Source organism: Qipengyuania qiaonensis (assembly GCF_019711515.1).
GTDB lineage: Bacteria > Pseudomonadota > Alphaproteobacteria > Sphingomonadales > Sphingomonadaceae > Qipengyuania > Qipengyuania qiaonensis.
On sequence record NZ_JAIGNO010000001.1, the window covers coordinates 426,353 to 451,557 of the forward strand.

Genomic DNA, 25,205 nt, shown 5'->3' on the forward strand with positions numbered 1-25,205 from the left:
AAATACCCCCTTTAGCGGTCCACATGGACAGCCGCGTGGTTCCCGCTCTTGCCCTTCCCCGCGCTGCCCCCTAACGCTTACGTAAAGTTACAAGGGAAAACCGATGACCGACCAGACCAGCGAGCCGGCCCGTTTCGAGGGAACGAAATCCTATATCGCCACCGAAGACCTCAAGGTTGCGGTCAATGCCGCTGTAACGCTGCGCCGCCCGCTCCTCGTCAAGGGCGAACCGGGCACGGGCAAGACGGTCCTCGCACATGAAATCGCCAAGGCCATAGATGCCCCGTTGATCGAATGGAACGTCAAGTCGACCACCAAGGCCCAGCAGGGTCTGTACGAATACGATGCGGTCGCGCGCCTGCGCGATGGCCAGTTGGGCGACGAGCGGGTCCACGACATTTCGAACTACATCAAGAAGGGCAAGCTGTGGGAGGCGTTCACGTCCAAACAGCTCCCGGTGTTGCTGATCGATGAGATCGACAAGGCCGATATCGAATTCCCCAACGATCTGTTGCAGGAACTCGATCGTATGAGCTTCGACGTTTACGAGACGCATACGCGGGTCGAGGCCAAGAAACGCCCGATCGTGGTCATCACTTCGAACAACGAGAAGGAACTGCCCGACGCATTCCTGCGCCGCTGTTTCTTCCACTACATCAAGTTCCCCGATACCGAGACGATGCGCGACATCATCGAGGTGCACTTCCCCGGCATCCAGAAAAACCTCGTCACCAAGGCGATGGAGATCTTCTACGAGATCCGCGATGTGCCGGGGCTCAAGAAGAAGCCCAGCACCAGCGAACTGCTCGACTGGTTGAAGCTGCTGCTGAACGAGGACATGCCGATCGAGGTGCTGCAGGACGCGAATCCCAATGCCGCGATCCCGCCGCTTCATGGCGCGCTGCTCAAGAACGAACAGGATGTGATGATGTTCGAACGGCTTGCCTTCATGGCGCGGCGGCAGCAGTAGCGCTCGGGCGCTGGCGCTCGACACCTTCGACCGACAATGCCCGTCGGGATCAGCGGAAGCTGTAGGCCAGTTCGAAATCCCCCCAGCGGCGACCGCCGATATAGACGGGGATGTAGACGTTGCGCACCACGATGTAGTTCTTGCCGTCGCCTTCCTGACGATACACGGCCATCGTGTAAGGGTCGGTCGTCGCTTTTGCGACGTGGTCGATCCCTTCGAGGATGATCCGGCCGTTGCGGCAATATTTCGTGTCGTGGGCAAGCTCGCCGGTGGGCCTGCGGGAATGATCGGTGACATGCGTGGGCAGGAAACCGTTCATGTCCGCCTGCGAGCACATGATCACCGCACCGCCACCGCCGCTGACCCTATCGTTCACCGGTCGCCAGTTTATGTCGGCCCAATCGCTCAGGCTGGTGCGATAAAGGGGCGGATTGGTGCCAGGGACTTGCCGGTAGTCCCGGTCGAAGAGCTGATCCATCGTCAGTTCGCCTGACGCGATGGCCTGCTCGGCCAGCGTAACAATTTCCTGCGCATGTCCCTGGGCCTTTTCGACCATGGTGCTGTCCTGCGGCGAAAGCCCCGCCTTGACGAGCTTGTCGAACATGTCGCTGGCGATCAGTTCGAGGTCTTCCATACGCGTGTGGGCAGCGGCAAGCTTGCTCTCGTTCTCGCTGACGGCACCATCGAAATCGCCCAGCACGTCTTGTACGCGATGAACATGGTCCGAAATCGTCGCGGTGTTGCGCGCGATCTGGTCCTGCTGGCCGTCCACTTCGATCAGCAGTTCCGTGACGCTGCGCATCGTATCTTCAATCGACCCGACGGAGTTCTTGGCCTGAGTGCTGGCGGCTGCCCCGCTCTGGATCTTTTCGATGACCTGCTCGGCCTCGCTGCCCAGCGTATCGATCGTGCGACCGATCTCTTCGGTCGCCTTGCGGGTTTCGCTGGCCAGCGTCTTCACCTCGTTGGCGACAACGGCGAAAGTGCGGCCCTGCTCGCCGGCGCGCATCGCTTCGATCGTGGCGTTCAGCGCGAGGATATTGGTGGTCTCGGCGATCTGGTCGATTTCCTGGCTCGAACGGCGGACCTGATCCATCGCCGCCGCAAAGCCGGTGACGTGCTCGGTCAGCGTTTCGACGAGGCTGAGGAGGTTGCCGATTTCGTTCAGCGAACTGCTGATCATCGTCGTGCCATCGTTGAGACGTTCGATCGCTCTCTCGGACAGCAGGCGCGCTTCGTCGCTCGCTTCCAGGACCTTGCTCTGATCTTCGTCCAGCGCACGGACCGTACCCTGCAACTCGACATACTCGCTGCGCAGATGTCCGAAGGAATCGATCACTCCCTGGACGATGCCCGCCACGTCCGAGCATCCCACGGTTACCTTGCCGCAAGCCTCTGGAATCTTGTCGAGGGCCGATGCGCCGCGGGCATCGATCGCACTGAGTTCCATGTGAGTGATGACCCCCATCTGATCTTGTTCAATCTGCCATCTACGACAGGATGGTTAGCGGACAGTTAAGTCGGCGCAGTTCGCAGAAAAACGCGCTCTGGCGCAGACCTGAGCTTCCCGCTAGACCATGTTCATGTTCTTCAATTTCGTCGACGAGCTGCGTTCTGCGGGAATTCCCGCGAGCTTCAAGGAACATCTCACGCTGATCGAGGCACTCGATCGCGATGTCATCGAGCAATCGCCAGAGGCGTTCTATTATCTCAGCCGCGCAACCTTCGTGAAGGACGAAGGCCTGCTCGACCGGTTCGATCAGGTCTTTCAGAAGGTTTTCAAGGGCATCCTCACCGATTACGGCCAGAACCCGGTCGATGTGCCCGAAGACTGGCTCAAGGCAGTCGCCGAGAAATTCCTTTCTGCCGAGGAAATGGAGAAGATCAAATCTCTGGGTGACTGGGACGAGATCATGGAGACGCTGAAGAAGCGGCTCGAAGAACAGGAAAAGCGCCATCAGGGCGGCAACAAATGGATCGGCACCGGAGGCACCTCGCCCTTCGGCAATTCGGGTTACAATCCCGAAGGCGTGCGGATCGGCGGGGAAAGCCGCCACAAGCGTGCGCTCAAGGTGTGGGACAAGCGTGAGTTCAAGAATCTCGACAGCACAAAGGAACTGGGCACACGTAACATCAAGATGGCGCTCCGGCGCCTGCGGCGCTTCGCGCGCGAGGGGGCGGCGGACGAACTTGACCTCGATGCGACCATCGAAGGCACGGCCAAGCAGGGCTGGCTCGACATCCATATGCGCCCGGAACGCCACAATGCGGTAAAACTGCTGCTGTTCCTTGACGTCGGCGGGTCGATGGACCCGTTCATCAAGCTGTGCGAGGAACTGTTCAGCGCGGCCACGGCGGAGTTCAAGAATCTCGAATTCTTCTACTTCCACAACTGCCTCTACGAAGGCGTCTGGAAGGACAACCGTCGCCGCTGGCAGGAGCGCACCAAGACCTGGGACGTGCTCCACAAATACGGGCATGACTACAAGGTGATTTTCGTCGGCGATGCCGCCATGAGCCCCTACGAAATCACCCATCCGGGCGGAAGCGTCGAGCATATGAATGAGGAAGCCGGCGCCACCTGGATGCAGCGCCTGACCAATACCTATCCTGCGACGGTGTGGCTCAACCCCGTGCCCGAGAAGCAGTGGAGCTATTCGCAGTCGACCAAGGTGATGAAGCAGCTAGTGAACGACCGCATGTATCCGCTGACGCTTGACGGGCTGGACGACGCGATGCGCGAACTGAGCCGCAAAACGGGCGCGTGATTTGAAGCATTCACGCTTCGAGGCGATCCGCCTTCGCCTCGAAAGATTCGATCCGGGGACGGGTTGGCGGCTGTGGCTCTATGAGTTCCTGCTATTCGGCTTCAAACAGGGTTGGGCCTGCCTCTTCGGCGCATTGATGCTGGCGCTGCTTCTGGCGACGCATTTCTTGTATCCCGAAAGCGCACCGCTCCATCGCTACGATTTCCTTACGCTTTCTGCCGTCGCCATTCAGGGCGCGATGCTGGCTTTTCGCCTGGAGACGTGGGCGGAAGCCAAAGTCATCCTGATCTTCCACGTGGTCGGCACGGTGATGGAGCTGTTCAAGACCGCCGCGGGCTCGTGGATCTATCCCGAGGCCAGCGTGCTGCATATCGGCGCGGTACCGCTGTTTTCAGGCTTCATGTATGCCGCCGTCGGCAGCTATATCGCGCGCGTCTGGCGTATCTTCGATTTTCGTTACACCGGTTATCCGTCGCGCTGGGCGACTTGGGTGCTCGCCGCCGCGATCTATATCAACTTCTTTGCGCATCACTGGCTGCCCGATATCAGGATGGCACTGTTCGCAGCGACGATCCTGCTGTTCTGGAAGACCAGAATCCATTTCCGCAACTGGCGCGAGCATCGCTGGATGCCCTTGCTGCTGGGCTTCTTGCTCGTCGCATTGTTCATCTGGGGCGCGGAGAATATCGGCACGTTCGCCCGTGCCTGGACTTATCCGGGGCAGGAGAATGGCTGGAAAATGGTAAGCCTGGCCAAGCTCGGCAGCTGGTTCCTGCTGATGCTCATCAGCTTCGTACTGGTCGAGCTCGTATCACCGGTCAGGGAACCGGATTAGTCCTTTTTGTCGAGTTCGTCATTCAGCCTGAGCGAGCATCGCCAGAAGAAAAAGGCCGGAACCACACCGAGGAATGTGGCACCGTAGAGCACGTATCGAACGCTCTCTTCGCCATAGGTAGGCTGGAGAAGGTCCGACAGGATGCCGAAGAACAACGGGCCGAGGCCGAGGCCGATCAGGTTCTGGAAAAACAGCAGCACCGCCGCCGCGATGGCCCTTGCCCTGAGAGGTACGAGCCCCTGCACGCTCGAATATGTCGGACCGTAATAGAGCGAATTGCAGAGCGTCGGGATTATGAGAAGGAACAGGGCTAGAAACCAGTCGTCGGTCATGAATGCCAGCAACGCAAACGGTATCGTGAAGACCATTCCGAGTGCCGGGGCGGTCAGGACGTGACGGCGGTTCTCCGACCCGAACTTGTCGGCGAGATATCCCCCCAGAACGGTTCCGGCGATACCGGCCGCACCATTGACGACCCCGAACCAGAACCCGACTTCGCCGGGCGTCAGCCCGTGCGTTCGCTGGAAGAATATGGTGATCCAGGTCACCTTGCCATAGGCCAGAAAGGCCGCGGCGGAACCTGCCGTGACCAGCAGCACGAATGCCCGCGAACTGAACATCGCTTTGAGCGCATCCTTCATCGGCATCTGCCCGGTCGATTGCGCCGCTATAGCCTGCACTGTCGCCCCTGAGCGTCGCGGATCCCTGAGCGTCATGAAGACGATAACGGCCAGCAGAATGCCCGGCAGGCCGACGATCAGGAACGCGTTTCTCCACCCCACCGTATCGGCAAGGATTCCACCGATAAGCATGCCCAGAAGCGTGCCGATGGGAATCCCGAGCGCGTAGAATGCCAGAGCCGAGGAGCGCTTGGCAGGTTCGACGAGGTCGGCGATCAGGGAATGCGCAGGCGGCGTGCAGCCTGCTTCACCTATCCCCACACCGATCCGCGCCAGCAGCAGCTGGATGAAATTCTGCGCCAGTCCGCAGAGTGCCGTCATCGCAGACCAGATCGCCAGAGCTCCGCCGATCAGCCACGGGCGATTGGTCGAGGGCCGGTCGGAGAAGCGGGCGATCGGCAGACCCAGCACGGTATAGAACAGTGCGAAGGCCAGACCGGTCATCAATCCGATCTCCGTATCACTCAATCCCAGTTCGATCCGGATCGGTTCGGCCAGGATGTTGACGATCTGACGGTCGATAAAATTGAAGATGTAGACGACCAGAAGAATCCACAGGGTAACCCTGACCGATCCGCCGGTCTGCCGTGCTGCCGCAGTCGCCATTATTATCTCTCCAGAAGCGCGGGTATGCCCGTCGCTTTCCGGCAAGCTTCCCTGATTACGCCATTTCGTCAAGGCCGTTGGTCGAAAATCGAAGATCAGGTCGGGTCATACTGCTGCGGAAATCCTTTCCCGTCGGCAACATGTGCTTAGCTGTAGATCAGATGCCCTGAGATGGTTTCGCGCCAGGCCGCTTCGTCAGCGCTTGCCACTTCGTCCAGATCGTCGGGTGCCGCCTCGCCGTCGTCCACCCATTCGCGCAATGCCGGCCCGCCATTGATGACATCGATGGCCAGGCGGTCGAATTCATACTCGTACGGGAAATCGCGCCAAAGCGGATAGTCCGGATACAGATTGCGGATCGCCTTGAAGGCGAGAGCCTGGAGACGCCAGGGCTGGAAGGCATGATGATCGTAGAATTTGCCTTCGGCGTGAATCATCAGACCGTTGCAGAGCGTTCCTGCATGTTTGTGGAAGGTAGGTTCGAACCAGCATTCGCGAATTGCGCAGCCCCGCAACCACATCGGCGCAATGCGTCGCATTTCCGCCAGAACTGCCTTCGCATCGACGTCGGGTGCGCCGAACAGGACTTCGAGCGGCCGGGTGGTTCCCCTGCCCTCGCTCAGCGTTGTACCTTCCAGCATAACCGTGCCGGCATAGGCACGCGCCATGTTGAGATTGGCGGCATTAGGACTGGGATTGATCCAGATACGGTTTTCCGGCCACCCGTAACCGGCAGGGTGCCCGGGTTTCCAGCCGCTCATTTCGATGATCTTCAGATCGACATCGAGCTTGAAGTGATCGACGAACCACTTAGCCATTTCGCCCATGGTCAGGCCGTGCCGCATGACCATGGGTGCCGCGCCGACAAAACTTTCCGCTCCGGGCAATAGCAGCGTCCCTTCGACCGGTCCGCCTGCGGGGTTCGGCCGGTCGAGCACCCATACGCTTTTGCCCAGTTTCGCCGCTTCCTCGAGCAGATAGAGCAGTGTGGTGACGAAAGTGTAGATGCGACACCCCAGATCCTGAAGGTCGAACAGGAATACATCCGCGCTGGACATCATCTGGCCTGTCGGGCGACGGACTTCGCCATAGAGGCTGAAGATTGGGATACCGTATTGCGGATCGGTTTCGTCCGCGGTTTCGACCATATTGTCCTGTTTATCGCCTTTCAGCCCATGTTGTGGTCCGAAAGCGGAAGTTACGTTCACACGGCGTTCGATCAACGCATCAAGCGAATGGTCCAGACCGACCGTGACAGAAGCCGGATGTGCCACAAGCGCAACTCTTTTGCCTTCCAGCGGCTTGCGTAATTCTTCGTCTGTGATGAGTCTGTCGATGCCGAATTTCATGTGGCGCTGGGTGCCGCAAGGTGGGCAGTGAAGCAAGCCGGATCGTGGAAATCCGGTTCAGCGCCCGAATGTTGCAGGGCCCAATAGCTTTTGCGACTGTCCGTCTCCTCGATCACGCAGGTGAGAGCCATCGCGCAATCTACATGCGGTAATCCCGCAACCGGCAAGGCTGAATCGAAGATGGCGAAGGTACTACCCAAGCGGATCGTACAGTCGGGTTCGCGTGGCATGCGGCGTTCGGTCATGCCCTGGCGGCGACTGTCGAAATCATAGGCATTCCAACGCTCGGAAGGCGAAAGGTTGAACTCGCAATAGGGTGTTCCCTGCTCCGGTCGAAGGAAGAGTTCGAAGCAGGTAGTCTGCCATAACTCGTCGGCCCTGCCCTTGCCCGCAAACGCGGGTACGACAAGATTGACTGAACCTTCAATCCGCCAGCGCAGCCGCAACCAGTTTTCGTCTCTGCCGATTACGCGCGCTTCGATGCTGGTTACGGCAAGTGGAGGGTGGGCCGAATGCGGCTCCAATCGATACGTTTGCATGCCGCCTCTTACCTGCTAGCGGGCGCTTCGTCATGAGCAACTATCAGTCCGACCTATTGCGCGTGCTCGATCAGCGCGGATACATCCACCAGATCACCGATCCGGCTGGCCTCGATGCACTTGTGGCGCAGCAGGTCGTGCCGGCATATATCGGCTTCGATGCCACTGCGCCGTCGCTTCATATCGGCAGTCTGGTACAGATCATGATGCTGCGTCGTCTGCAGCAGACGGGCCATAAACCGATCGTATTGATGGGCGGCGGGACCACACGCATCGGAGATCCAACCGGGCGCGACGAGAGTCGCAAGATGCTGACCGATCAGGTGATTGACGAAAACATCGCAGGCATACGCACGGTCTTCGAGCGTCTGCTTGTTTTCGGTGACGGTCCCACCGATGCGGTTATGGTCAATAATCAGGATTGGCTGAGCGGTCTTGGCTACATCGAGATGCTCCAGAAAGTCGGCACGCATTTCACGGTCAATCGCATGCTGACATTCGACTCGGTTCGCCTTCGCCTTGAGCGTGAACAGCCGATGACCTTCCTCGAATTCAACTACATGATCCTGCAAGGATATGACTTCAGGCATCTATCGCTGGAAATGGGCGCGCGACTCCAGATGGGTGGCAGCGACCAGTGGGGCAACATCGTCAACGGCATGGAACTCGGCCGTCGTATGGATGGGAGCGAACTGTTCGGTTTGACCACTCCGCTGCTCACAACGGCCGATGGAGCCAAGATGGGCAAAACCGCAGCGGGGGCTGTATGGCTTAACGAGGCCCAGTTGCCGAACTATGATTTCTGGCAATACTGGCGCAATGTCGACGATCGCGATGTCGGTCGCTTCCTGCGGCTGTTCACCGACCTTCCTTTGGAAGAAATCGCCACACTGGAAGTGCTTGAGGGTTCGGACATCAACCGAGCCAAGACGGTTCTTGCCAACGAAGTAACCAAACTGGTTCGGGGTGAGGAGGCGACAATTCTTGCGGAGCGTACTGCTTCGGAGACATTCGCCGGAGGCGGGACAGGTACGGACCTTCCCACACTAGAGGTCGGCGTTGACGGCATGCGTATCGGCGCGGTGCTGACGGCACTCGGCTTCACGGCCTCCAATGGCGAGGCCAAGCGTAAGCTGGCCGAAGGCGCCGTCAAACTAGATGGCGAGCCAATAACCGATCCCGGCCATCTCGTTACCGTCACCGCCGGCGCGGAAGCCAAGCTCAGCCTGGGCAAGAAGAAGCATGCGATTATCCGTCGCTAGGATCGACGAACTGCCCGATTTGCCTGGTATACTGCTAGGGCGGTTTACCAATTGCTAGCCTTTTAGGTGCATAAAGACACTCGATTGTTTCACGAATAGAGGGATCGCCAGCTATGGGTGCCGGAGCACAACTGAGCGTAACCGACCAGCGGCGCATGACGCGTCACCCGGTTGACCACCCGGTCATTGCCGAACATTTCGGCAAGGGCGATGTGCGGCTGCACATCGCAAACATCTCGGCCAATGGCTTTATGGTGGACAATGCCGATGCCATCGGTCGTGGTGAACGCGTGATCGTGCGCCTGCCGGTGATCGGACGCATTGAAGCCTATTGCATCTGGACCCGCGATAACCGTGCCGGTTTCCAGTTCGAACGCATCATTCGCGTCGACGATTTTCTGGCCTTGATCGATACGCTGCAGCCAAACCCGCGCCTGCGCAAGCTGCGCTGAGCCGCAAAACCTACTTCTAGAACTGCAAGCAGGCCCGTCTTCACAACCGAAGGCGGGCCTGCCATGCGTCCGGGGTGAGCGAAACCGACACACTCTCCCCCGAATTCTCGCCCTTGCGAATAGCGAATTTCCGCGCCTACTTTGTTTCGCGCCTGACGATGACGCTAGCGCAATATGCGATGATGCTGATCATCGGTTGGCAAACCTACAATATCGCGCGCGATAGTGGATTGGGCGTGGCGGCGGCGTCTGGGCAGCTGGCACTTATTGGTCTCCTGCAGTTTGTGCCGCTCTTCATACTCACCCCGTTTTCGGGGTGGGCAGCCGATCATTTCGACCGGCGAAACCTCGCCCGGCTGACCATGCTGGCCCAGTTGGGATGTGCGCTCGCCCTTACTTGGTTTACTTGGTCGGAAACAATGACCTTGCCCGCTCTATTCGGCGTTGCGATCGTGCTGGGCATCGTTCGCTCCTTCAATGGGCCGGCGCTTTCGGCGCTTGCGCCCAATCTGGTGCCAAAGACGATTCTGCCTAATGCAATCGCCCTGTCCAGCATCGCCTGGCAGACGGGTATGATCGTCGGTCCGGCGATCGGGGGATATACCCATGCTATCGCACCTGCCCTCCCTTACGCGGTGGCGTGCGCTCTGTTTGCGGTGGCGATCATGGCGCTGTCTTTCGTCGGTCGAGTGCCCCAGCCCCCGCGCGAGGCAAACAAGCGGCCGATCCACCAAATGGTTGAAGGCTTGCGCTACGTGATCCGCAACAAGATGGTACTGGGTGCTATCACACTCGACCTTTTCGCAGTCTTCCTTGCCGGAGCGACAGCGCTTTTCCCGGTTTTCGCGCGCGACATTCTCGAAGTCGGCGAAACCGGCCTCGCCCAGCTTGCCATGGCCCCTGCCGTTGGCGCCGCGCTGACAGCCTTGTGGTTCAGCTTCCGCCCCCTCAGGACGAATGTCGGACCCAAAATGCTTTGGGCGGTCGCGATCTTCGGTTTCGCCACTGTGATCTTCGGCCTGTCCAAATCGATGCCGCTCAGCCTCGCCATGCTATTCATCGTCGGTGCGGCGGATATGTTCAGCGTCTATATCCGCCAGTCGCTGATCCAGTTGCACACGCCCGACGACAAGCGGGGGCGTGTGTCCTCGGTCAGCCTGCTGACGATCAGCGCCTCAAACGAGTTCGGCGATTTCTTCTCCGGCAGCCTCGCCTTCCTCGTCGGTCCGGTGCTCGCGGTGGTCGGTGGCGGGGTCGGGGCGATCATCACCGTCGCCATATGGGCGCGCATATTTCCCGTTCTCCGAACAACGCGGACCTTTGACCCGCCTGAAGAATTGCTAGACACTCCCCCCGAAGAAAAATTGCAGGAGCAGATGCCATGAAAGCCGACTCCGTTCTCGCCACTATCGGCAGCACCCCTCACATCCGCCTGTCGCGCCTGTTCCCCGACCACGAGGTCTGGGTGAAGAGCGAGCGTGCCAATCCCGGCGGTTCGATCAAGGATCGCATCGGCCTCGCCATGGTCGAAGATGCCGAGAAGGCGGGCAAGCTCAAACCGGGCGGCACAATCATCGAGCCGACCAGCGGCAACACCGGTATCGGCCTTGCCATGACCGCCGCGGTCAAAGGCTACAAGCTGGTGCTGGTCATGCCCGAAAGCATGAGCATAGAACGCCGCCGCCTGATGCTCGCCTATGGCGCGACCTTCGATCTCACGCCCAAGGAAAAGGGCATGAAAGGCGCGATCGAACGCGCTCAGGAACTGGTAGAGCAGACGGAAGGCGCCTGGATGCCGAGCCAGTTCGACAATGAAAGCAACTGGAAGGTCCATGCCCGCACTACGGCAAAGGAAATCCTCGAGGACTTCGCCGACACTCCCATAGACGCACTGATTACCGGCGTCGGCACGGGCGGCCACCTGACCGGCTGCGCCGAAGTTCTCAAGGAACACTGGCCCGATATGAAAGCCTATGCGGTCGAGCCCACCCTGTCGCCTGTCATCAGCGGCGGCCAGCCCGGCCCGCACCCGATCCAGGGCATCGGCGCGGGCTTCGTTCCCGACAATCTCCATACCAAGGCCATTGACGGCGCGATCCAGGTTGAACCCGAAGACGCCAAGGAAATGGCCCGCCAGTGCGCGGTGAAGGAAGGCCTGCTCGTCGGCATTTCAAGCGGCGCGACGCTTGCTGCGATCAAGCACAAGCTGGTCGATCTGCCCGCCGGATCGCGCGTGCTCGGCTTCAACTACGACACTGGCGAGCGGTATCTGTCGGTACCGGACTTCCTGCCCGAATGAAGAATTTCGAGAAGGTCGGATATAATGACGGCACGGTTGGCTTGACCGCATTGCACGCGCGGTCGGATGGTCAGGTCCGGGCCGCCGTCGCCATCTTTCCCACCTTCATGAACTCTACACCTGCCGTCGAGGCCAAGGTACGGCAACTGGTAGAAGCGGGCTACGCCGTCCTCATCGGCGATTTCTACGGGCCAGAGGCGCCCGCCAATGCCGACGAAGCCTTCGCCGCGATGCGTAATCTGCGCAGCGATCCGGAAGCAATGCGGCAAAGGCTGCGCGCCACGCTCGATCTCCTGCGCGAGCTGGAACCGGGCGTCCCGCACCTTGCCATCGGTTTCTGCCTCGGCGGACTGGCTGCGCTGGAAATGGCCCGCGACGGACAGGATCTAGCAGCAGTCGTCAGCTTCCACGGAATGCTCGAAACGGCCCTCCCCGCAAGCGCGCCGATCAAACCGCGCATACTGGTCTGCCACGGCGACGCTGACTCGCTCGTACCCAGATCGCAAGTCGCGCAGTTCTGGGAGGAAATGGACGCTGTAAAGGCGGACTGGCACTTCCACAGCTATGCGGGTGTCGAACACGGCTTCACCAATCCACGCACGCTCGATGGCTCACCCAACCCGGCCTACAATGCCAGCGCCGACCGCCAGAGCTGGAGGGCGATGCATGCTTTTCTCGACGAGGTACTGGGCAAAGCCAGGCCTTGTACCAGGTAACATCTCGCGGGGGGGTAACGGCAGGGAAAGCGGCCTCTGTCTCTCCTTCCCTGCCGTCCGGGATCAGAGGCCGACGACTCCGCCGTCGTCCTTGGTTATCGCGACAACACCTGAGCGCGGACGGCCCGATTGGTTGCCGGATTGCGATTGCGGCCAGTTGCTGGAAGGTGCGTCGGGCGTTCCGTCTTCACCCGGGTGCTGAATGCCGACGAACAAGGTCCGACCATCGGGAGTTGAATCAACTCCGGTTATCTCACATTCGTTCGGCCCAACCAGAAAGCGCCGGAGATTTGCCGAGGTCGCGGCTGTGCCCATGACCGTCTGCTGTGAGGATGCCATTCCGGCAGCATCCATTCCGCCGACCGTTATGCGATCACCGTCGCCAACCTTGCCGGGAAATGCAACCAGCATCTGGTCATTGGTCCGATCATCCATCGATCCGTCATCTGTCTGGATCCAGGCAAGCGGTGCCACTTGTCCCCCGGCATTCTGTGGACGCGAAAACCACAAGCCGTCCGGCGAAGAGAAATCGTTCGCGTTACCGAGCTCGGAAATGTTGCGATCGACGCCCGGTTGGTCCGGATCCTGAGAGTCCGCTCCAAAAAGATACACATCCCACGTGAAGCGAGTTGCCCCCGGATTGCTCTCACGCTCGCGAATCCGAACGATGTGGCCATTGGGATTGCCATAATTGTTGGCGCTTGCGGGCGATGGATCGTTGTAGAAACGAGGATTGGGTGCGTTGACTGCCGTGATCGGTCGACTGGACGCACGATTGTTGGTCAATGTCAGGTACACTTCGCCGGTGACCGGATTTGTAGCGGTCCATTCCGGGCGATCCATTGTCGTCGCGCCAACCGCATCTGCAGCGAGACGTGCGTGCACGAGAATGTCAGCTTGGTCAGCAAACTCATACCCTGCCGGATTCGGTACTTGACCAAATACCAGCGGTAACCACGTACCCGTGCCGTCCTCGTTGAACCGCGCCACATAGAGCGTTCCATTGTCCAGATATTTGTCGCCAACAGCCAAACGATCCTCGGCCAGCGCATCTTGAGGGTCCCATTTCGCCGCGGAGACGAACTTGTAGAAATACTCGTTGCGCGAGTCGTCACCCATATAGACGGATACCGGCCTACCCCGAGTAATCTTCCCGAGCCATGCGCCTTCATGTGCAAAGCGACCAAGGGCTGTGCGTTTGCGGGGCGCTGCATTGGGATTGTATGGGTCGATCTCGACCACCCAGCCATATTGGTTGGGCTCGTTGCGATAGTCGGTCACCGCGTCGGCCGGATCATCGGTTTTGGCACGCGCGTCCCACTTGTCGAAAACATCCTGCGGCCAAGCGCTCGCGGAGACACTGGCCCACCCATAATTACCAGTGCTCGACGTAACCCCATAGCGACGAAGGGCGACCAGTTCTTCAGGGCTTCGTTGGGCATCATCCCCGCTCCGAAGGAAATAGAACGCCCAGTTCTCTTCGCAGGTTAAAAGCGATGCCCAAAGCGTGACGCCGTTGGCGCAATTGTTGATTGTGCCGCGACCTGCCGTACCCGCAGGAGAGAACTTGGTCTTGAGCAGGTCCGATCCTCGGACGGGCCCGTAAATTTCGGTAGGAGTGTTCGGGGTCACTCTGCGGTTCAAAGGCCCGCCCTGCACGAATTCCCAAGTGCTCGGGATTTTCTTGCCGCCATCTCCCCCTTTCCTGCTACCTTCGCCACTTCCGAGCTTGGCGGTGTCGCGAATCTCGACGAACGAAACACCGTGCGCCTCGATCTCCTTCATGGCTTCTTCTTCCGGTCGGGTGCCCGAAGCGCTTGTCGTGGGGCCGTTGGGGTGGAGATACTGAATGTTCAGATTTTCATGGTTCTGGGCAAGGATCCCGCGAAGCGAGGAATTGTCATCGCGACGACCCGTCTTCACTCCAAGGCCGAAATAGTACAACGCATCTCCATGATCCCCGATGCGGCCCGCGTAATTGGCGTCCGTTCCGTCGTTCTGGAAAGCGGGAACGCCTGCGAGGATCGGATCTCCCAGGGCGGTCAGAATAGCTACGGAGTAGCCCTTGGGCACGGTCACTTCATCGGTAATGTTCTTGTCGACCGCCTTGAACTTCAGCTTTGCCGGTTCGACCTTAACCTTGCGCTCTACGCGCCGACCATCCTTCATCACCGAGAACGAGAATTCGGTCGGTCGTGAAACGGCCGGCGCAATGAAGCTGCCGGGCAGGCCTTCGTCACTGAGCAGGGTCACGGGAGACCCATCAATCTGACTTATGGTCAAACCCGACGTGCTTGGCCCGGAGCCGGCGGTGCCGGAACTCGGGGCCGATATGTCCACCATGCTGCCGGCGGTAGCAACGATCGTACCGGTGGCGGAATCGTTCGAAGTCAACGAGAAAGGGGAGTCTTCCCCACCGCACGCGGTGAGCAAAGTGCTGCCGAAAACTGCCGCACCGGTTGCTCGTGCACCTCCAAGGATCGTAGCGCGTCTTGAAAGACGCCGGTCGACCAAGGCGCCCAGAGCGGGATTGTCGGTCTGGTTGCTATCGATATCGCCATCCGAGTACATGGAATGGTTAGCAAATTCATCGCGCACGAGATCAGTCATCGAACTTCCCTCCCAAAAGGAATCTGGAAGTTCAGATGGTATTAACGATGTCTTTCGAAACGGCGCTATGTTTACGTCCGCCTAGTGACACGGGAGCTAGCAACGCAAAATGCGAAGACTATCCTGTATTCTGGCCTGAACCGGGCAAGAACATGATTTCCAAAGGCTTCCGTGCTTGATCCGGCCGAAGGGCGGAACTCGATATCACCAAACTGTAGGTCTACGGTCATACAATGGACTCATTGTCCATTTCGAGAGACAGAAGTTGCTCTTCCCGTCTGTGACCAAAGTATCGAAAATCGAGTCCCGCCATTCCAGAGAAGGCCCTGAGAACACGGTCAGGCGGCGGTAGCAAAAGCCTCCTCGCCCAGCGCCATCATGCTCTCGCTGCCCGCTTCGAGCTTGCGGCGCAATGCGCCGGCATCCGGCAGGAAGCGATCCATGTAATAGCGGGCCGTCGCGAGCTTGGCTTCGTAGAACGCATTGTCACCGGTTCCGCTGGCAAGGGCAGCCTGTGCCACGTCGGCCATGCGCAACCACATCCACCCAAGGGTCACAATGCCCATGATGTGCATGTAATGATGGGCACCCGCGCCGAGATCATTGGGGTTCTGCATCGCATTTTGCATGAACCACATGGTGGCGGCTTGTTGCTGCCCAAGAGCCTTCTCGAGCTGCTCGGCCATCGCGCCAAGATTTTCGTCGCCCTTGGTAGCGGCGATATCGTCGCCCACGGTCTTGAAGAACGCCTGGATGGCCGCGCCCCCCTTGCTGGCCAGTTTGCGCCCGCACAGATCCATCGCCTGCACACCATTCGTACCTTCATAGATCTGCGCGATGCGGGCATCACGAACGAACTGGCTCATGCCCCATTCTTCGATGTAGCCATGGCCGCCAAAGACCTGCTGCATATTCGTCGCAACTTCGTAGCCCTTGTCGGTGCCATAGCCCTTGATGACCGGGGTGAGCAGGCCGATCATGGCGTCGGCTTCGGCACGCTCCTCTTCTGTCTGCGCTTTGTGCGTCAGGTCGACCTGCAAGGCTCCCCACAGACACAAGGCACGCATGCCTTCGGTGAAGGCCTTGGCATCCATCAGCATGCGGCGGACATCGGGGTGGACAAAGATCGGGTCGGCTTGTGCTTCGGGATCGGCCGGGCCGGTCAATGCGCGCCCCTGACGACGGTCGAGTGCGTACGCGACGGCGTTCTGATAGGCGACTTCGGCCTGGCTAAGTCCCTGGATACCGACACCGAGCCGCGCGGCATTCATCATGATGAACATGGCGGCGAGACCCTTGTTCTCCTCGCCGACGAGCCAACCCTTGGCGCCATCGTAGTTGAGGACGCAGGTCGAGTTCGCGTGGATGCCCATCTTGTGCTCGATCGAACCGCACATCACGCCATTGCGTTCCCCGACCGAACCGTCTTCGTTCACGAGGAATTTTGGCACTACGAAGAGCGAGATACCCTTGGTGCTATCGGGCGCACCCGGCGTCTTGGCAAGAACGAGGTGGATGATGTTGTCCGCCATGTCGTGTTCGCCGGCGGAGATAAAGATCTTGGTGCCGGTGATCGCATAGCTGCCATCGGCCTGCGGTTCGGCCTTGGTGCGGATCATGCCGAGGTCCGTTCCGCAATGCGGTTCGGTCAGGTTCATGGTGCCGGTCCATTCGCCCGAGACCATCTTGGGAAGATATGTTTCCTTCTGCTCCTGGCTGCCTTTGGCGATCAGTGCCGAGATCGCGCCATTTGTGAGGCCCGGATACATGCCGAAAGCCTGGTTGGCGCTTGAGATGAACTCTTCCATCACGAAGCCCAGGACGTGGGGCATGCCCTGCCCGCCGAACTCTTCCGGATGGGCTAGTGTCCCCCAACCCGCGGTACGAAATTGGTCGAAAGCAGCCTTGAAACCCTTGGGGGTGGTGACCGAACCGTCTTCGTTTCGGGTGCAACCTTCCTGATCGCCTGACTGGTTGATCGGTGCGAGCACCTCTGCACAGAACTTCCCGCCCTCATTGAGAACCGCGTCGGTCACATCCGAACTCGCCATCTCGAAACCCGGCAGATTGCCGTAACTGGCAAGGTCCAGCATCTCATTGATGATGAAACGGGTGTCGCGGGTCGGGGCGGAATAGATGGGCATCTGAGTGTCCTTGGTCTGGGTTCTGTCAGGTTCTTTTGCCAGAGGGCAAATCAGTCGAGATCGAGCGTCTCGATATGCTCGATGAATTCTGTCAGTTCGTTGATCGAACTGTCGATATCGTCACGCTGTTCTTTCAGCTTGGCGACATGCGCCTTGCATTTCTCGATCGTTACGCGGCGCTGCTCAACGCGACCGTCTCCGAGATCGTACAAGTCGATCATTTCGCGGATTTCGGTCAGCGAGAAGCCGACATTCTTGGCCCGCATGATCCATGCAAGTCGTGCGCGATCGCGCTTCGAGTATATTCGCGTAAGGCCAATGCGCGATGGCGCGATCAGCCCCTCATCCTCGTAAAAGCGCAAGGCGCGCGCGGTGCAGCGAAATTCGCTGGTAAGGTCGGAGATCGAATATTGCTCGCGGCCAAGTTCGTCGGGCCGCTCGATATGCGCGCCGGCATGCCGGCGATCACCCTGTCCGGCGGCGGAATCCTTGGGAAGCGGCTGAGTCATGCATTCCCAATATCTCAACGTTTACGTAAGCGTCAAGTCTTGACGCGTTGGAGAACACCGTTCTCGAGCACCCGGTAGAAACAGCTATGTTCGCCGGTGTGGCAGGTGGGGCCTTGTGGGATGCACGAAATCACCAACGCATCCTGGTCACAGTCGACGAGAATTTCACGCACCTCGAGCACGTTGCCCGATGTCTCGCCCTTCTTCCACAGTCTCCCTCTCGACCGTGAGTGGAAGTGGGCGAACCCGGTTTCCAAAGTCGCAGCCAACGCCTCCGCGTCGACGAATCCGACCATAAGGACTTCGCGAGTCTCGTCATGGACAATGACCGCGCTCAGGAGCCCTTTGTCGTCGAATTTCGGCACAAAGGTGCTTCCGGCCTCACGCTCGGTTTGTTCGCCCACCTGACAGTCCTTCCAAATTGTATTCCCGCGACAAGCTTGTTGCACGATAACCACAAAGCCGACCCAAAATCCTACACTAATGCAAAAGCCTGTTTGATCTCAGCGGCTTTTGGGCAAGAAAGACATCGCAGGCAAGTGAGGCCTGCCCACCGGAGCAGCGGTGCCAGCAGAGCGCCAGGTTCAGGGGGTTAACGGATCCGCGGCCGCGATCGAGGGTTTATGCGGCGCATCCGGAAACGATGAGGGATGGACCCAAGGTGCATGCTGGGGGGCTGCATCCGAGCCGCAAGGCAGGTCCGGTATAATTCGTCACGTGGCGCCCGGGATCGCAAGGTCCCGGGCGTTTCCTTTGGCGATCATACATCGAGTGCTTCGTCGAGTACGCGCGAAAAGCATACGATCGTGACAGTCTTGGCTCCTGCGCGCTTGAGAGTGTTTACGCAGGCCGAACTGGTTGCGCCGCTGGTTAGAACATCGTCGACCAGCAGGATGTTGGCGCCCCCAACTCGTGCGGCCTGTGATGCGTTCAGACGAATCGCTCCGGCCAGCGCTTTCGCGCGCGCTTTCTTTCCAAGTCCTCCCAATGTCGGTGTAGGTTTCGCGCGGACCAGCGCGTCGACACACAGGCTGCCATGCCCCATTCGTGCCAGCTGACGCCCGAGCAATGCTGCCTGATTGTAACCCCTTTGCCACAAGCGGTGCCGATGTAGCGGGACCGGAACGATCAACCTTTGTCCGTCGACCTCCGGCAGCCGCGCCGCCATCAGTTTTGCCAGCATGGGGGCAAGAGCGATTCTGCGACCGTGCTTGTACGCCAGAACCAGCTTGCGCGAGGTATCGGTGTAAAGCGTTCCCGCCGCGATGCCGTCGTGTTTCGGCGGCTCGGCGAGACAGGGCGCGCAGATTGCGCCTGTACTTGGTCCCGCGTTGCCGAACGGTCTCTGGCATGTCGAGCAGCAGGGCTCGGACGGAATCACCAGGTCCTGCCAGCATTCGGGACACAGCCCACCCTGCTCGCCCACGCCGTTTCCGCAGGCGGGGCAGCGGGGCGGATAGACGAAGTCCAGCAGCGGAGCGAAGCTTTCGGTGAGGAGGCGGCTTGTCGACACCTTCCCTGCCTGCGCGCCTTGCGTGCATGTTGCAAGCGCGGCAGGGGTTTGCGCCATGGCCAGCCCCGCCCCGCCCCGCATTTTCTCGCGCCGCCGCCGCATTGCGGGCCTGCGCCGCGCGAGTGTGCGACAGGCGCAGCGCGATGCGGCACGCTATCTGATGGACGATATGGTCGAGGATATTCTCGACCGGCTCGAATTCATCCGCATGTCGCCCGCGCGCGTTCTGGTTATCGGGGACTGGACCGGTACGCTGGCCCTGTCGCTTCGCGGTGCCGGATCGGATGTGACCGAGCTGGATATGGCCACGCTGGACGAGGAGCAGCCGATCGACGCAGCTCCTTACGATCTCGTCGTCAGTCTCTCATCGGTCGATCGGGTCAACGATCTGCCCGGCGCGCTGCTTCATATGCGCAATGCCCTGGCGGAGGACGGCATGATGATCGCGAGCTTCCTCGGTGCGGGGAGCCTGCCGAACCTGCGGCGTGCGATGCTTGCTGCCGAACCGGACCGGCCTGCTGCACGGATGCACCCGCTGGTGGACAATCAGGCCGCTTCCGCGCTTCTCCAGCGGGCACTGTTCAAGCGGCAGGTGGTCGATGGCCGTAGCCTCAACGTGTCCTTCGCCTCGCTCGACCGGCTCGTGTCGGACCTGCGCGATCAAGGCCTCGGCAGTGCGCTCGCCAATGCGCCCGCGCCGCTGGGCAAGGCAGCGAAGAAGCGAGCCGATGCGGCCTTCCTCGCCGGCGCGAACGACAAGGGTCGAGTACTCGAAAACTTCGAGATACTGACCCTAACAGGCTGGAAAGACTAGCGAAGACTTGCCTGCGCCGCCGCGAGCCGCGCGATCGGAACACGGTAGGGCGAGGCGCTGACGTAATCGAGCCCGGTCTTCTCGCAAAAGCCGATGCTCGCCGGATCGCCGCCATGTTCGCCGCAGATACCGAGTTTCAGGCCATCGCGCGTCGCTCTGCCCCGCTCTGCCGCGAGTTCGACCAACTGGCCGACGCCATCGACATCGAGGCTGACGAAGGGATCGCGCGCGAAGATGCCCTTGTCGACATAGGCAGTGAGAAACCGACCCGCATCGTCGCGGCTCACGCCGAGTGTCGTCTGCGTCAGATCGTTGGTCCCGAAGCTGAAGAACTCGCCCACTTCGGCTATTTCGCCTGCCATCAGGGCGGCGCGGGGCAGTTCGATCATTGTCCCGACGAGATATGTCAGCGTCATGCCAGCAGCATCGAAGACCTCTTGCGCCACTCGATCGACGACGCCCTTGAGCAATTCCAGCTCTCGCCGTGTCGCGACCAGCGGGATCATAATTTCGGGAACCGGCGCTTCGCCGCTGTCTTTCGCGACCCGGCAGGCAGCCTCGAAGATAGCCCGGGCCTGCATCTCGTAGATTTCGGGATAGGTGATGCCCAGGCGACAGCCGCGGTGGCCCAGCATTGGGTTGAATTCGTGCAACTCGCCTGCGCGGCGACGCAGCTTGTCGATATCGATGCCGGTCGCCCTAGCCAGTTCCTCGAATTCGGCATCGCCATGTGGAAGGAATTCGTGCAGCGGCGGATCGAGCAGGCGGATCGTGCAGGGCAGCCCCGCCATGACCTCGAAGATGGTGACGAAATCGCTGCGCTGCTCGGGCAGCAACTTGTCTAGCGCAGCGCGGCGTCCCGCTTCGCTATCGGCAAGGATCATCTCGCGTACCGCGCTGATGCGTTCCGCATCGAAGAACATGTGTTCGGTCCGGCATAATCCAATGCCTTCCGCGCCGAACTGGCGCGCCATGCGGCATTCGGTTTCGGTTTCGGCATTGGTACGCACGCGCATCCGACGATGCTTATCGGCCCATTCCATGAGCGTACCGAAATCGCCCGCCAGTTCGGGTTCGATCGTCGCCACTTCACCCGCCATCACCTGCCCGTTGGCACCATCGATGGTGATGACATCGCCTTCGGAAAGTTCGCGGTCGCCAATCGTCAGCGTGCGACCTTCGCGCGGGATCGAGACCTGCGATGCGCCCGAAACGCAGGGGCGGCCCATGCCGCGTGCCACCACGGCCGCGTGACTGGTCATCCCGCCGCGCGCGGTCAGGATGCCGGTCGCGGCGTGCATGCCGTGAATATCCTCCGGGCTGGTTTCGACGCGCACGAGAATCACCTTCTCGCCGCGATTGGCCCAGAGTTCCGCAGTATCGGCATCGAGCACGATCTTGCCGCTGGCCGCACCGGGCGAAGCCGGCAGTCCGGTCGTCAGGACATCGCGCGGCGCATCGGGATCGAGCGTCGGGTGGAGCAATTGGTCGAGCGCCATCGGATCGACCCGCAGGATGGCGGTCTTCTCGTCGATCAGCCCTTCGCCCACCATGTCGACCGCCATCTTGAGCGCGGCCTTCGCGGTGCGCTTGCCGCTGCGGGTCTGCAGCAGCCACAACGTGCCCTGCTGCACGGTGAATTCGATGTCCTGCATGTCGGTATAGTGCCGTTCGAGCAGTTCGAAGACGCGCGCCAGTTCGGCGAAAGCTTCGGGCATGGCTTCTTCCATGCTCGGCTTGTCCGCACCGGCCTGCTCGCGCCGCGCTTTCGTCAGATATTGCGGCGTGCGAATGCCGGCGACCACATCCTCGCCCTGTGCATTGACCAGCCATTCGCCGTAATAGGCCCGTTCGCCCGTCGACGGATCGCGCGTAAAGGCGACTCCGGTCGCGCTGGTGTCGCCCATATTGCCGAATACCATCGCCTGCACATTGACCGCCGTGCCCATGTCGTGCGGGATATCGTTGAGGCGGCGATACACCTTGGCGCGTTCAGTGTCCCAGCTGTCGAACACGGCGCCGATCGCGCCCCATAATTGTTCGACAGGGTCCTGCGGGAAAGGCTGGCCCAGTTCCTGCTCAACGATGGATTTGTATTCCGCGACCAGCGTCTTCCATTCTTCGGCGGACAGTTCGGTATCGGCGTAATAGCCGTTGTCTTCCTTGGCGATTTCGAGGGCTTCCTCGAACAGGCCGTGATCGACGCCCAGGACCACGTCGCCATACATCTGGATGAATCGGCGGTAGCTGTCCCAGGCGAACCGTTCGTCGCCGGAGGTGTTCGCCAGACCTTCTACCGTATCGTCATTGAGGCCGAGATTGAGCACGGTATCCATCATGCCGGGCATGGAGATCGCCGCGCCCGAGCGGACCGACACAAGCAGCGGATCGGCGGCATTGCCGAAGCCTTTGCCCACCGTCTGTTCGACATGGTTCAGTGCCGTGGCGACATCGGTGCGCAGTTTTTCGGAAAAGTCCGATCCGCCCGCGAGGTATTTCAGGCACTCCTCGGTCGCGATGGTAAAGCCGGGAGGAACGGGCAGGCCGATGCTGGCCATCTCGGCCAAATTCGCGCCCTTGCCGCCGGTTACGGTTTTGTCCTTCTGCCGTGCATTCGAATGCGGAGCGTTGCCGCCGAAGGTGAAGACCGTTTCGTTCATATTACTGCCTGTCAGTCTGAAGGATGGACCGCATGTTACACGGTCCAAAGGAAGAAAAAGCCTATCCCTCTATGCGAGAGAAATCGGCCACATTGTGCACTGCAGCACGAAAGGCCGCAAGTAGGTCGAGCCGGTGGGCGCGCTTGTTTCCTTCTTCCGCATTTACCGTCACTTCGTCAAAGAAACGGTCGATTGGCGCCCGTAGGGAAGCGAGCGCAGCCATCGCTTGCGCGAAGTCTTCCGCCTCGATTGCTTGGGCGGCTGCCGGTTCCGATATTGCCAGTGCATCCATCAGCGCTTTCTCGGCGGGCTCGGGCATGTAGGAAAGTTCTTTCGCGTGGCGAAGGGCCATCTTGGCTTCGATCACCGCCTTCATGTCGGGATCGTCGACCTGGCTCAGCGGGTCTTCCTCGCCGGTGCGGGCGATTTCACCTTCGACGCCGTGCCAGTCTTCCTTCTTGAGGAGATTGGCCGCACGCTTGTAGCCCGCGAGGAGGTTGGCGCCGTCTTCGCTGTCCATGAAGGACTGGAGCGCGTTTACGCGGGCGAGCAGGCGGACGAGATCGTCCTCCTTACGATCGCCGACCTTCATCGCAGAAACCGCATCGATGATGTCGTGACGCACGTCGTGCTCGCGCTGCTGCACTTTAAAGCGCTCGAAGAAGAACTCGTCCAGCTTTCGTGTCCCCTCGAAAGCCTGCTCCCTAATCTCGTCTGAATTTGGGAACCTTTGCCTGACTAATTTCTCAACGTCGCTCAAATTCGGTTCGTGGCCTTCCGCCTGTTGGAGACCGAAATAGACATCTGCGTAAAGTTGGTGGCCTTGCCGCTCGGCTTCAGAAACATACCACCGGTGGGTCGAGGCGAGGATCAACCTAAAGAAGGGAACCCTCAGCTGATTGCGGAGGACCAAATGTATAACTGCCAAGGCAGCGCGACGAAGTGCGAAAGGGTCTTTTGAACCAGTTGGTCGCTCGTCAATGCAAAAGAACGAAGCGAGCGTATCGAGCTTGTCGGCCAAGCTCACCGCCACCGTCACGGGCGCGGTGGGCACCTCGTCGCCCTGCCCGACCGGCTTGTAGTGATCGCGGATCGCGTAGGCGACTTCATCGGGCAGGCCTTCGGCGCGGGCATAGTAGCCGCCCATCAGGCCCTGCAGTTCGGGGAACTCGCCGACCATTTCGGTGACGAGGTCGGCCTTGGCGAGCCGCGCGGCCTGTTCGGCCATGTCAGCAAGCTCTCCAACCGCTCGTGCTGAGCCTGTCGAAGTACGAGTGGCTGGCACTGCGCCTGATCCTTCGACAGGCTCAGGATGAGCGGAAGTGGTTGATGATGCAGGTTTTACGATGCCTTCTTTAACCAGCCACCGCGCCAGCTTCGCAACGCGCTCCACCTTGTTGGCGACCGTGCCCAGTTTCTCGTGGAAGGTGATACGCTTGAGGCCTTGCGCGTGTTCGGCGAGGGTCTTCTTGCGGTCGACATCCCAGAAGAAGCGCGCGTCGGACAAGCGGGCGGCGAGGACCTTGCGGTTGCCGTCGACCACGCGCGCGCCGCCATCCTCCGCCTCGATATTGGCAGTGCAGATGAAGGCGTTGGCGAGATTGCCCGCGTCGTCCTCGCAGACGAAATATTTCTGGTTCACGCGCGCGGTGAGCTGGATCGTCTCGGGCGGGACCTCCAGGAAGTCCTCCTCGAACCGGCCGAGCAGCGGGACCGGCCATTCGGTGAGCCCCGCATTCTCGATCACCAGCCCCTCGTCCTCGACCAGCACAAGGCCCGCTTCGGAAGCAACCCGCGCCGCGCCAGAGCGGATCAGGTCCTGCCGCTCTTCATGGTCGACGATGACGTGCCCTGCCCGCAGCTTCATCGCATAGTCGTCGGCATTGCCGATGGTGATGTCGCCCGAATGGTGGAAGCGGTGGCCGAGCGTGACCGAGCCGGAAGTTACCCCATGCACCTCGCATTCGACCACCTCGTCGCCCAGCAGCGCGACGATGCCCGATAGCGGGCGCACCCAGCGCAGGCTTTCGGTGCTGATCGAAGCCGCGCCCCAGCGCATCGATTTGGGCCACGAAAAATCGCGGACGATCGCAGGGATCGCTTCGGCGAGGAGGTCCTTCGTCGCCTTGCCCGGTTTCTCGATCACGGCGACATAGGTCGGGCGGCCCTTCACGTCGCGCACTTCGAGCCGGTCGCGCGCGACACCGTTCTTGCGGCAGAAACCCTCCACTGCCTGATCGGGCGCGCCTTCGGGCGGACCCTTGACTTCCTCGCTCACCGCTTCGGTGGCTTCGGGCAGGCCGCGTGCGATCAGCGCAAGACGGCGCGGCGTGGACCACACGGTGATTTCGTCCACCGACACGCCCGTCGCGTCCATCTCGCGGCGGAACAGCTTTTCCAGTTCGGCGCGCGCACCGGCCTGCATGCGGGCGGGGATTTCTTCGCTGCGCAGTTCGAGGAGGAAGTCGCTCATTGCCCT

20 protein-coding genes are annotated in these 25,205 nt (G+C 60.4%); 9 read left to right on the plus strand and 11 right to left on the minus strand.

What is annotated here, in order from left to right; genetic code table 11:
• Positions 1-103: 103 nt before the first annotated feature.
• Complete coding sequence (locus tag K3174_RS02045; RefSeq protein ID WP_221555227.1) at positions 104-970, plus strand: AAA family ATPase; 867 nt, start codon at positions 104-106, stop codon at positions 968-970.
• A gap of 49 nt (positions 971-1,019) precedes the next feature.
• Here K3174_RS02045 and K3174_RS02050 read toward each other — a convergent pair whose 3' ends face one another.
• On the minus strand, positions 1,020-2,438 hold the full coding sequence (locus K3174_RS02050; RefSeq protein ID WP_247711809.1) for a methyl-accepting chemotaxis protein: 1,419 nt from the start codon (positions 2,436-2,438) through the stop codon (positions 1,020-1,022).
• 115 nt (positions 2,439-2,553) lie between these two features.
• Between K3174_RS02050 and K3174_RS02055 the strand changes: the two genes are divergently transcribed.
• Both K3174_RS02055 and K3174_RS02060 read left to right on the plus strand, forming a co-directional pair.
• Positions 2,554-3,738 (plus strand): vWA domain-containing protein, encoded by a 1,185-nt coding sequence (locus K3174_RS02055; RefSeq protein ID WP_221555228.1) that lies wholly within the window; start codon positions 2,554-2,556, stop codon positions 3,736-3,738.
• Position 3,739: 1 nt separating this feature from the next.
• The gene (locus tag K3174_RS02060; RefSeq protein WP_221555229.1) at positions 3,740-4,573 is read left to right on the plus strand and encodes a DUF817 domain-containing protein; all 834 of its coding nucleotides are present in this window, start codon (positions 3,740-3,742) and stop codon (positions 4,571-4,573) included.
• On the opposite strand, the gene K3174_RS02065 is transcribed toward K3174_RS02060, so the two are convergent.
• The 3 genes from K3174_RS02065 to K3174_RS02075 form a co-directional block, all read right to left on the minus strand.
• Positions 4,570-5,859 (minus strand): spinster family MFS transporter, encoded by a 1,290-nt coding sequence (locus K3174_RS02065; RefSeq protein ID WP_221555230.1) that lies wholly within the window; start codon positions 5,857-5,859, stop codon positions 4,570-4,572. The two genes, K3174_RS02060 and K3174_RS02065, sit on opposite strands and share 4 nt — an antisense overlap.
• A gap of 146 nt (positions 5,860-6,005) precedes the next feature.
• Positions 6,006-7,208 carry an exo-beta-N-acetylmuramidase NamZ family protein gene (locus K3174_RS02070; protein WP_221555231.1) on the minus strand — a complete coding sequence of 401 codons (1,203 nt, stop codon included), beginning with the start codon at positions 7,206-7,208 and terminating at the stop codon, positions 6,006-6,008.
• Entirely contained in the window at positions 7,205-7,747 is a 543-nt protein-coding gene (locus tag K3174_RS02075) for a DOMON-like domain-containing protein (RefSeq protein ID WP_221555232.1), read from the minus strand. Before K3174_RS02075 ends, K3174_RS02070 begins: the two co-directional genes overlap by 4 nt.
• A 32-nt stretch (positions 7,748-7,779) precedes the next feature.
• Here K3174_RS02075 and tyrS point away from each other — a divergent pair, with 32 nt between their 5' ends.
• From tyrS to K3174_RS02100, 5 genes are all read left to right on the plus strand, one after another.
• The gene (gene tyrS / locus K3174_RS02080) at positions 7,780-9,009 is read left to right on the plus strand and encodes a tyrosine--tRNA ligase (protein ID WP_221555233.1); all 1,230 of its coding nucleotides are present in this window, start codon (positions 7,780-7,782) and stop codon (positions 9,007-9,009) included.
• A gap of 113 nt (positions 9,010-9,122) precedes the next feature.
• A complete protein-coding gene (locus K3174_RS02085; protein ID WP_221555234.1) occupies positions 9,123-9,461 on the plus strand; it encodes a PilZ domain-containing protein in 339 nt (112 codons plus the stop codon).
• 74 nt (positions 9,462-9,535) lie between these two features.
• Positions 9,536-10,846: an MFS transporter gene (locus K3174_RS02090; RefSeq protein ID WP_221555235.1), complete on the plus strand. Its 1,311-nt coding sequence runs from the start codon at positions 9,536-9,538 to the stop codon at positions 10,844-10,846.
• Entirely contained in the window at positions 10,843-11,760 is a 918-nt protein-coding gene (gene cysK / locus K3174_RS02095) for a cysteine synthase A (RefSeq protein WP_221555236.1), read from the plus strand. The genes K3174_RS02090 and cysK overlap by 4 nt, the downstream gene beginning before the upstream one ends.
• Positions 11,757-12,476 (plus strand): dienelactone hydrolase family protein, encoded by a 720-nt coding sequence (locus K3174_RS02100; protein WP_221555237.1) that lies wholly within the window; start codon positions 11,757-11,759, stop codon positions 12,474-12,476. Before cysK ends, K3174_RS02100 begins: the two co-directional genes overlap by 4 nt.
• A 63-nt stretch (positions 12,477-12,539) precedes the next feature.
• On the opposite strand, the gene K3174_RS02105 is transcribed toward K3174_RS02100, so the two are convergent.
• From K3174_RS02105 to K3174_RS02125, 5 genes are all read right to left on the minus strand, one after another.
• Positions 12,540-15,086, minus strand: coding sequence for a PhoX family protein (locus K3174_RS02105; RefSeq protein WP_221555238.1), 2,547 nt, complete (start codon positions 15,084-15,086; stop codon positions 12,540-12,542).
• A 338-nt stretch (positions 15,087-15,424) separates the two neighbouring features.
• Positions 15,425-17,230, minus strand: a complete 1,806-nt coding sequence (locus K3174_RS02110) for an acyl-CoA dehydrogenase C-terminal domain-containing protein (protein WP_221555239.1) — start codon at positions 17,228-17,230, stop codon at positions 15,425-15,427.
• 50 nt (positions 17,231-17,280) lie between these two features.
• Complete coding sequence (locus K3174_RS02115; protein WP_221555240.1) at positions 17,281-17,739, minus strand: MerR family transcriptional regulator; 459 nt, start codon at positions 17,737-17,739, stop codon at positions 17,281-17,283.
• 32 nt (positions 17,740-17,771) lie between these two features.
• Entirely contained in the window at positions 17,772-18,143 is a 372-nt protein-coding gene (gene hisI, locus K3174_RS02120) for a phosphoribosyl-AMP cyclohydrolase (RefSeq protein WP_221555241.1), read from the minus strand.
• Positions 18,144-18,499: 356 nt separating this feature from the next.
• The gene (locus K3174_RS02125) at positions 18,500-19,252 is read right to left on the minus strand and encodes a double zinc ribbon domain-containing protein (protein ID WP_345719567.1); all 753 of its coding nucleotides are present in this window, start codon (positions 19,250-19,252) and stop codon (positions 18,500-18,502) included.
• A 55-nt stretch (positions 19,253-19,307) separates the two neighbouring features.
• On the opposite strand from K3174_RS02125, the gene K3174_RS02130 reads away from it, so the two are divergent.
• Complete coding sequence (locus K3174_RS02130; protein ID WP_221555243.1) at positions 19,308-20,066, plus strand: class I SAM-dependent methyltransferase; 759 nt, start codon at positions 19,308-19,310, stop codon at positions 20,064-20,066.
• On the opposite strand, the gene ppdK is transcribed toward K3174_RS02130, so the two are convergent.
• Together ppdK and glyS are read right to left on the minus strand one after the other, a co-directional pair.
• Entirely contained in the window at positions 20,063-22,726 is a 2,664-nt protein-coding gene (gene ppdK / locus K3174_RS02135) for a pyruvate, phosphate dikinase (RefSeq protein ID WP_221555244.1), read from the minus strand. The genes K3174_RS02130 and ppdK overlap by 4 nt on opposite strands.
• A gap of 61 nt (positions 22,727-22,787) precedes the next feature.
• A complete protein-coding gene (gene glyS / locus K3174_RS02140) occupies positions 22,788-25,199 on the minus strand; it encodes a glycine--tRNA ligase subunit beta (RefSeq protein ID WP_221555245.1) in 2,412 nt (803 codons plus the stop codon).
• Between the last annotated feature and the right edge of the window lie 6 nt (positions 25,200-25,205).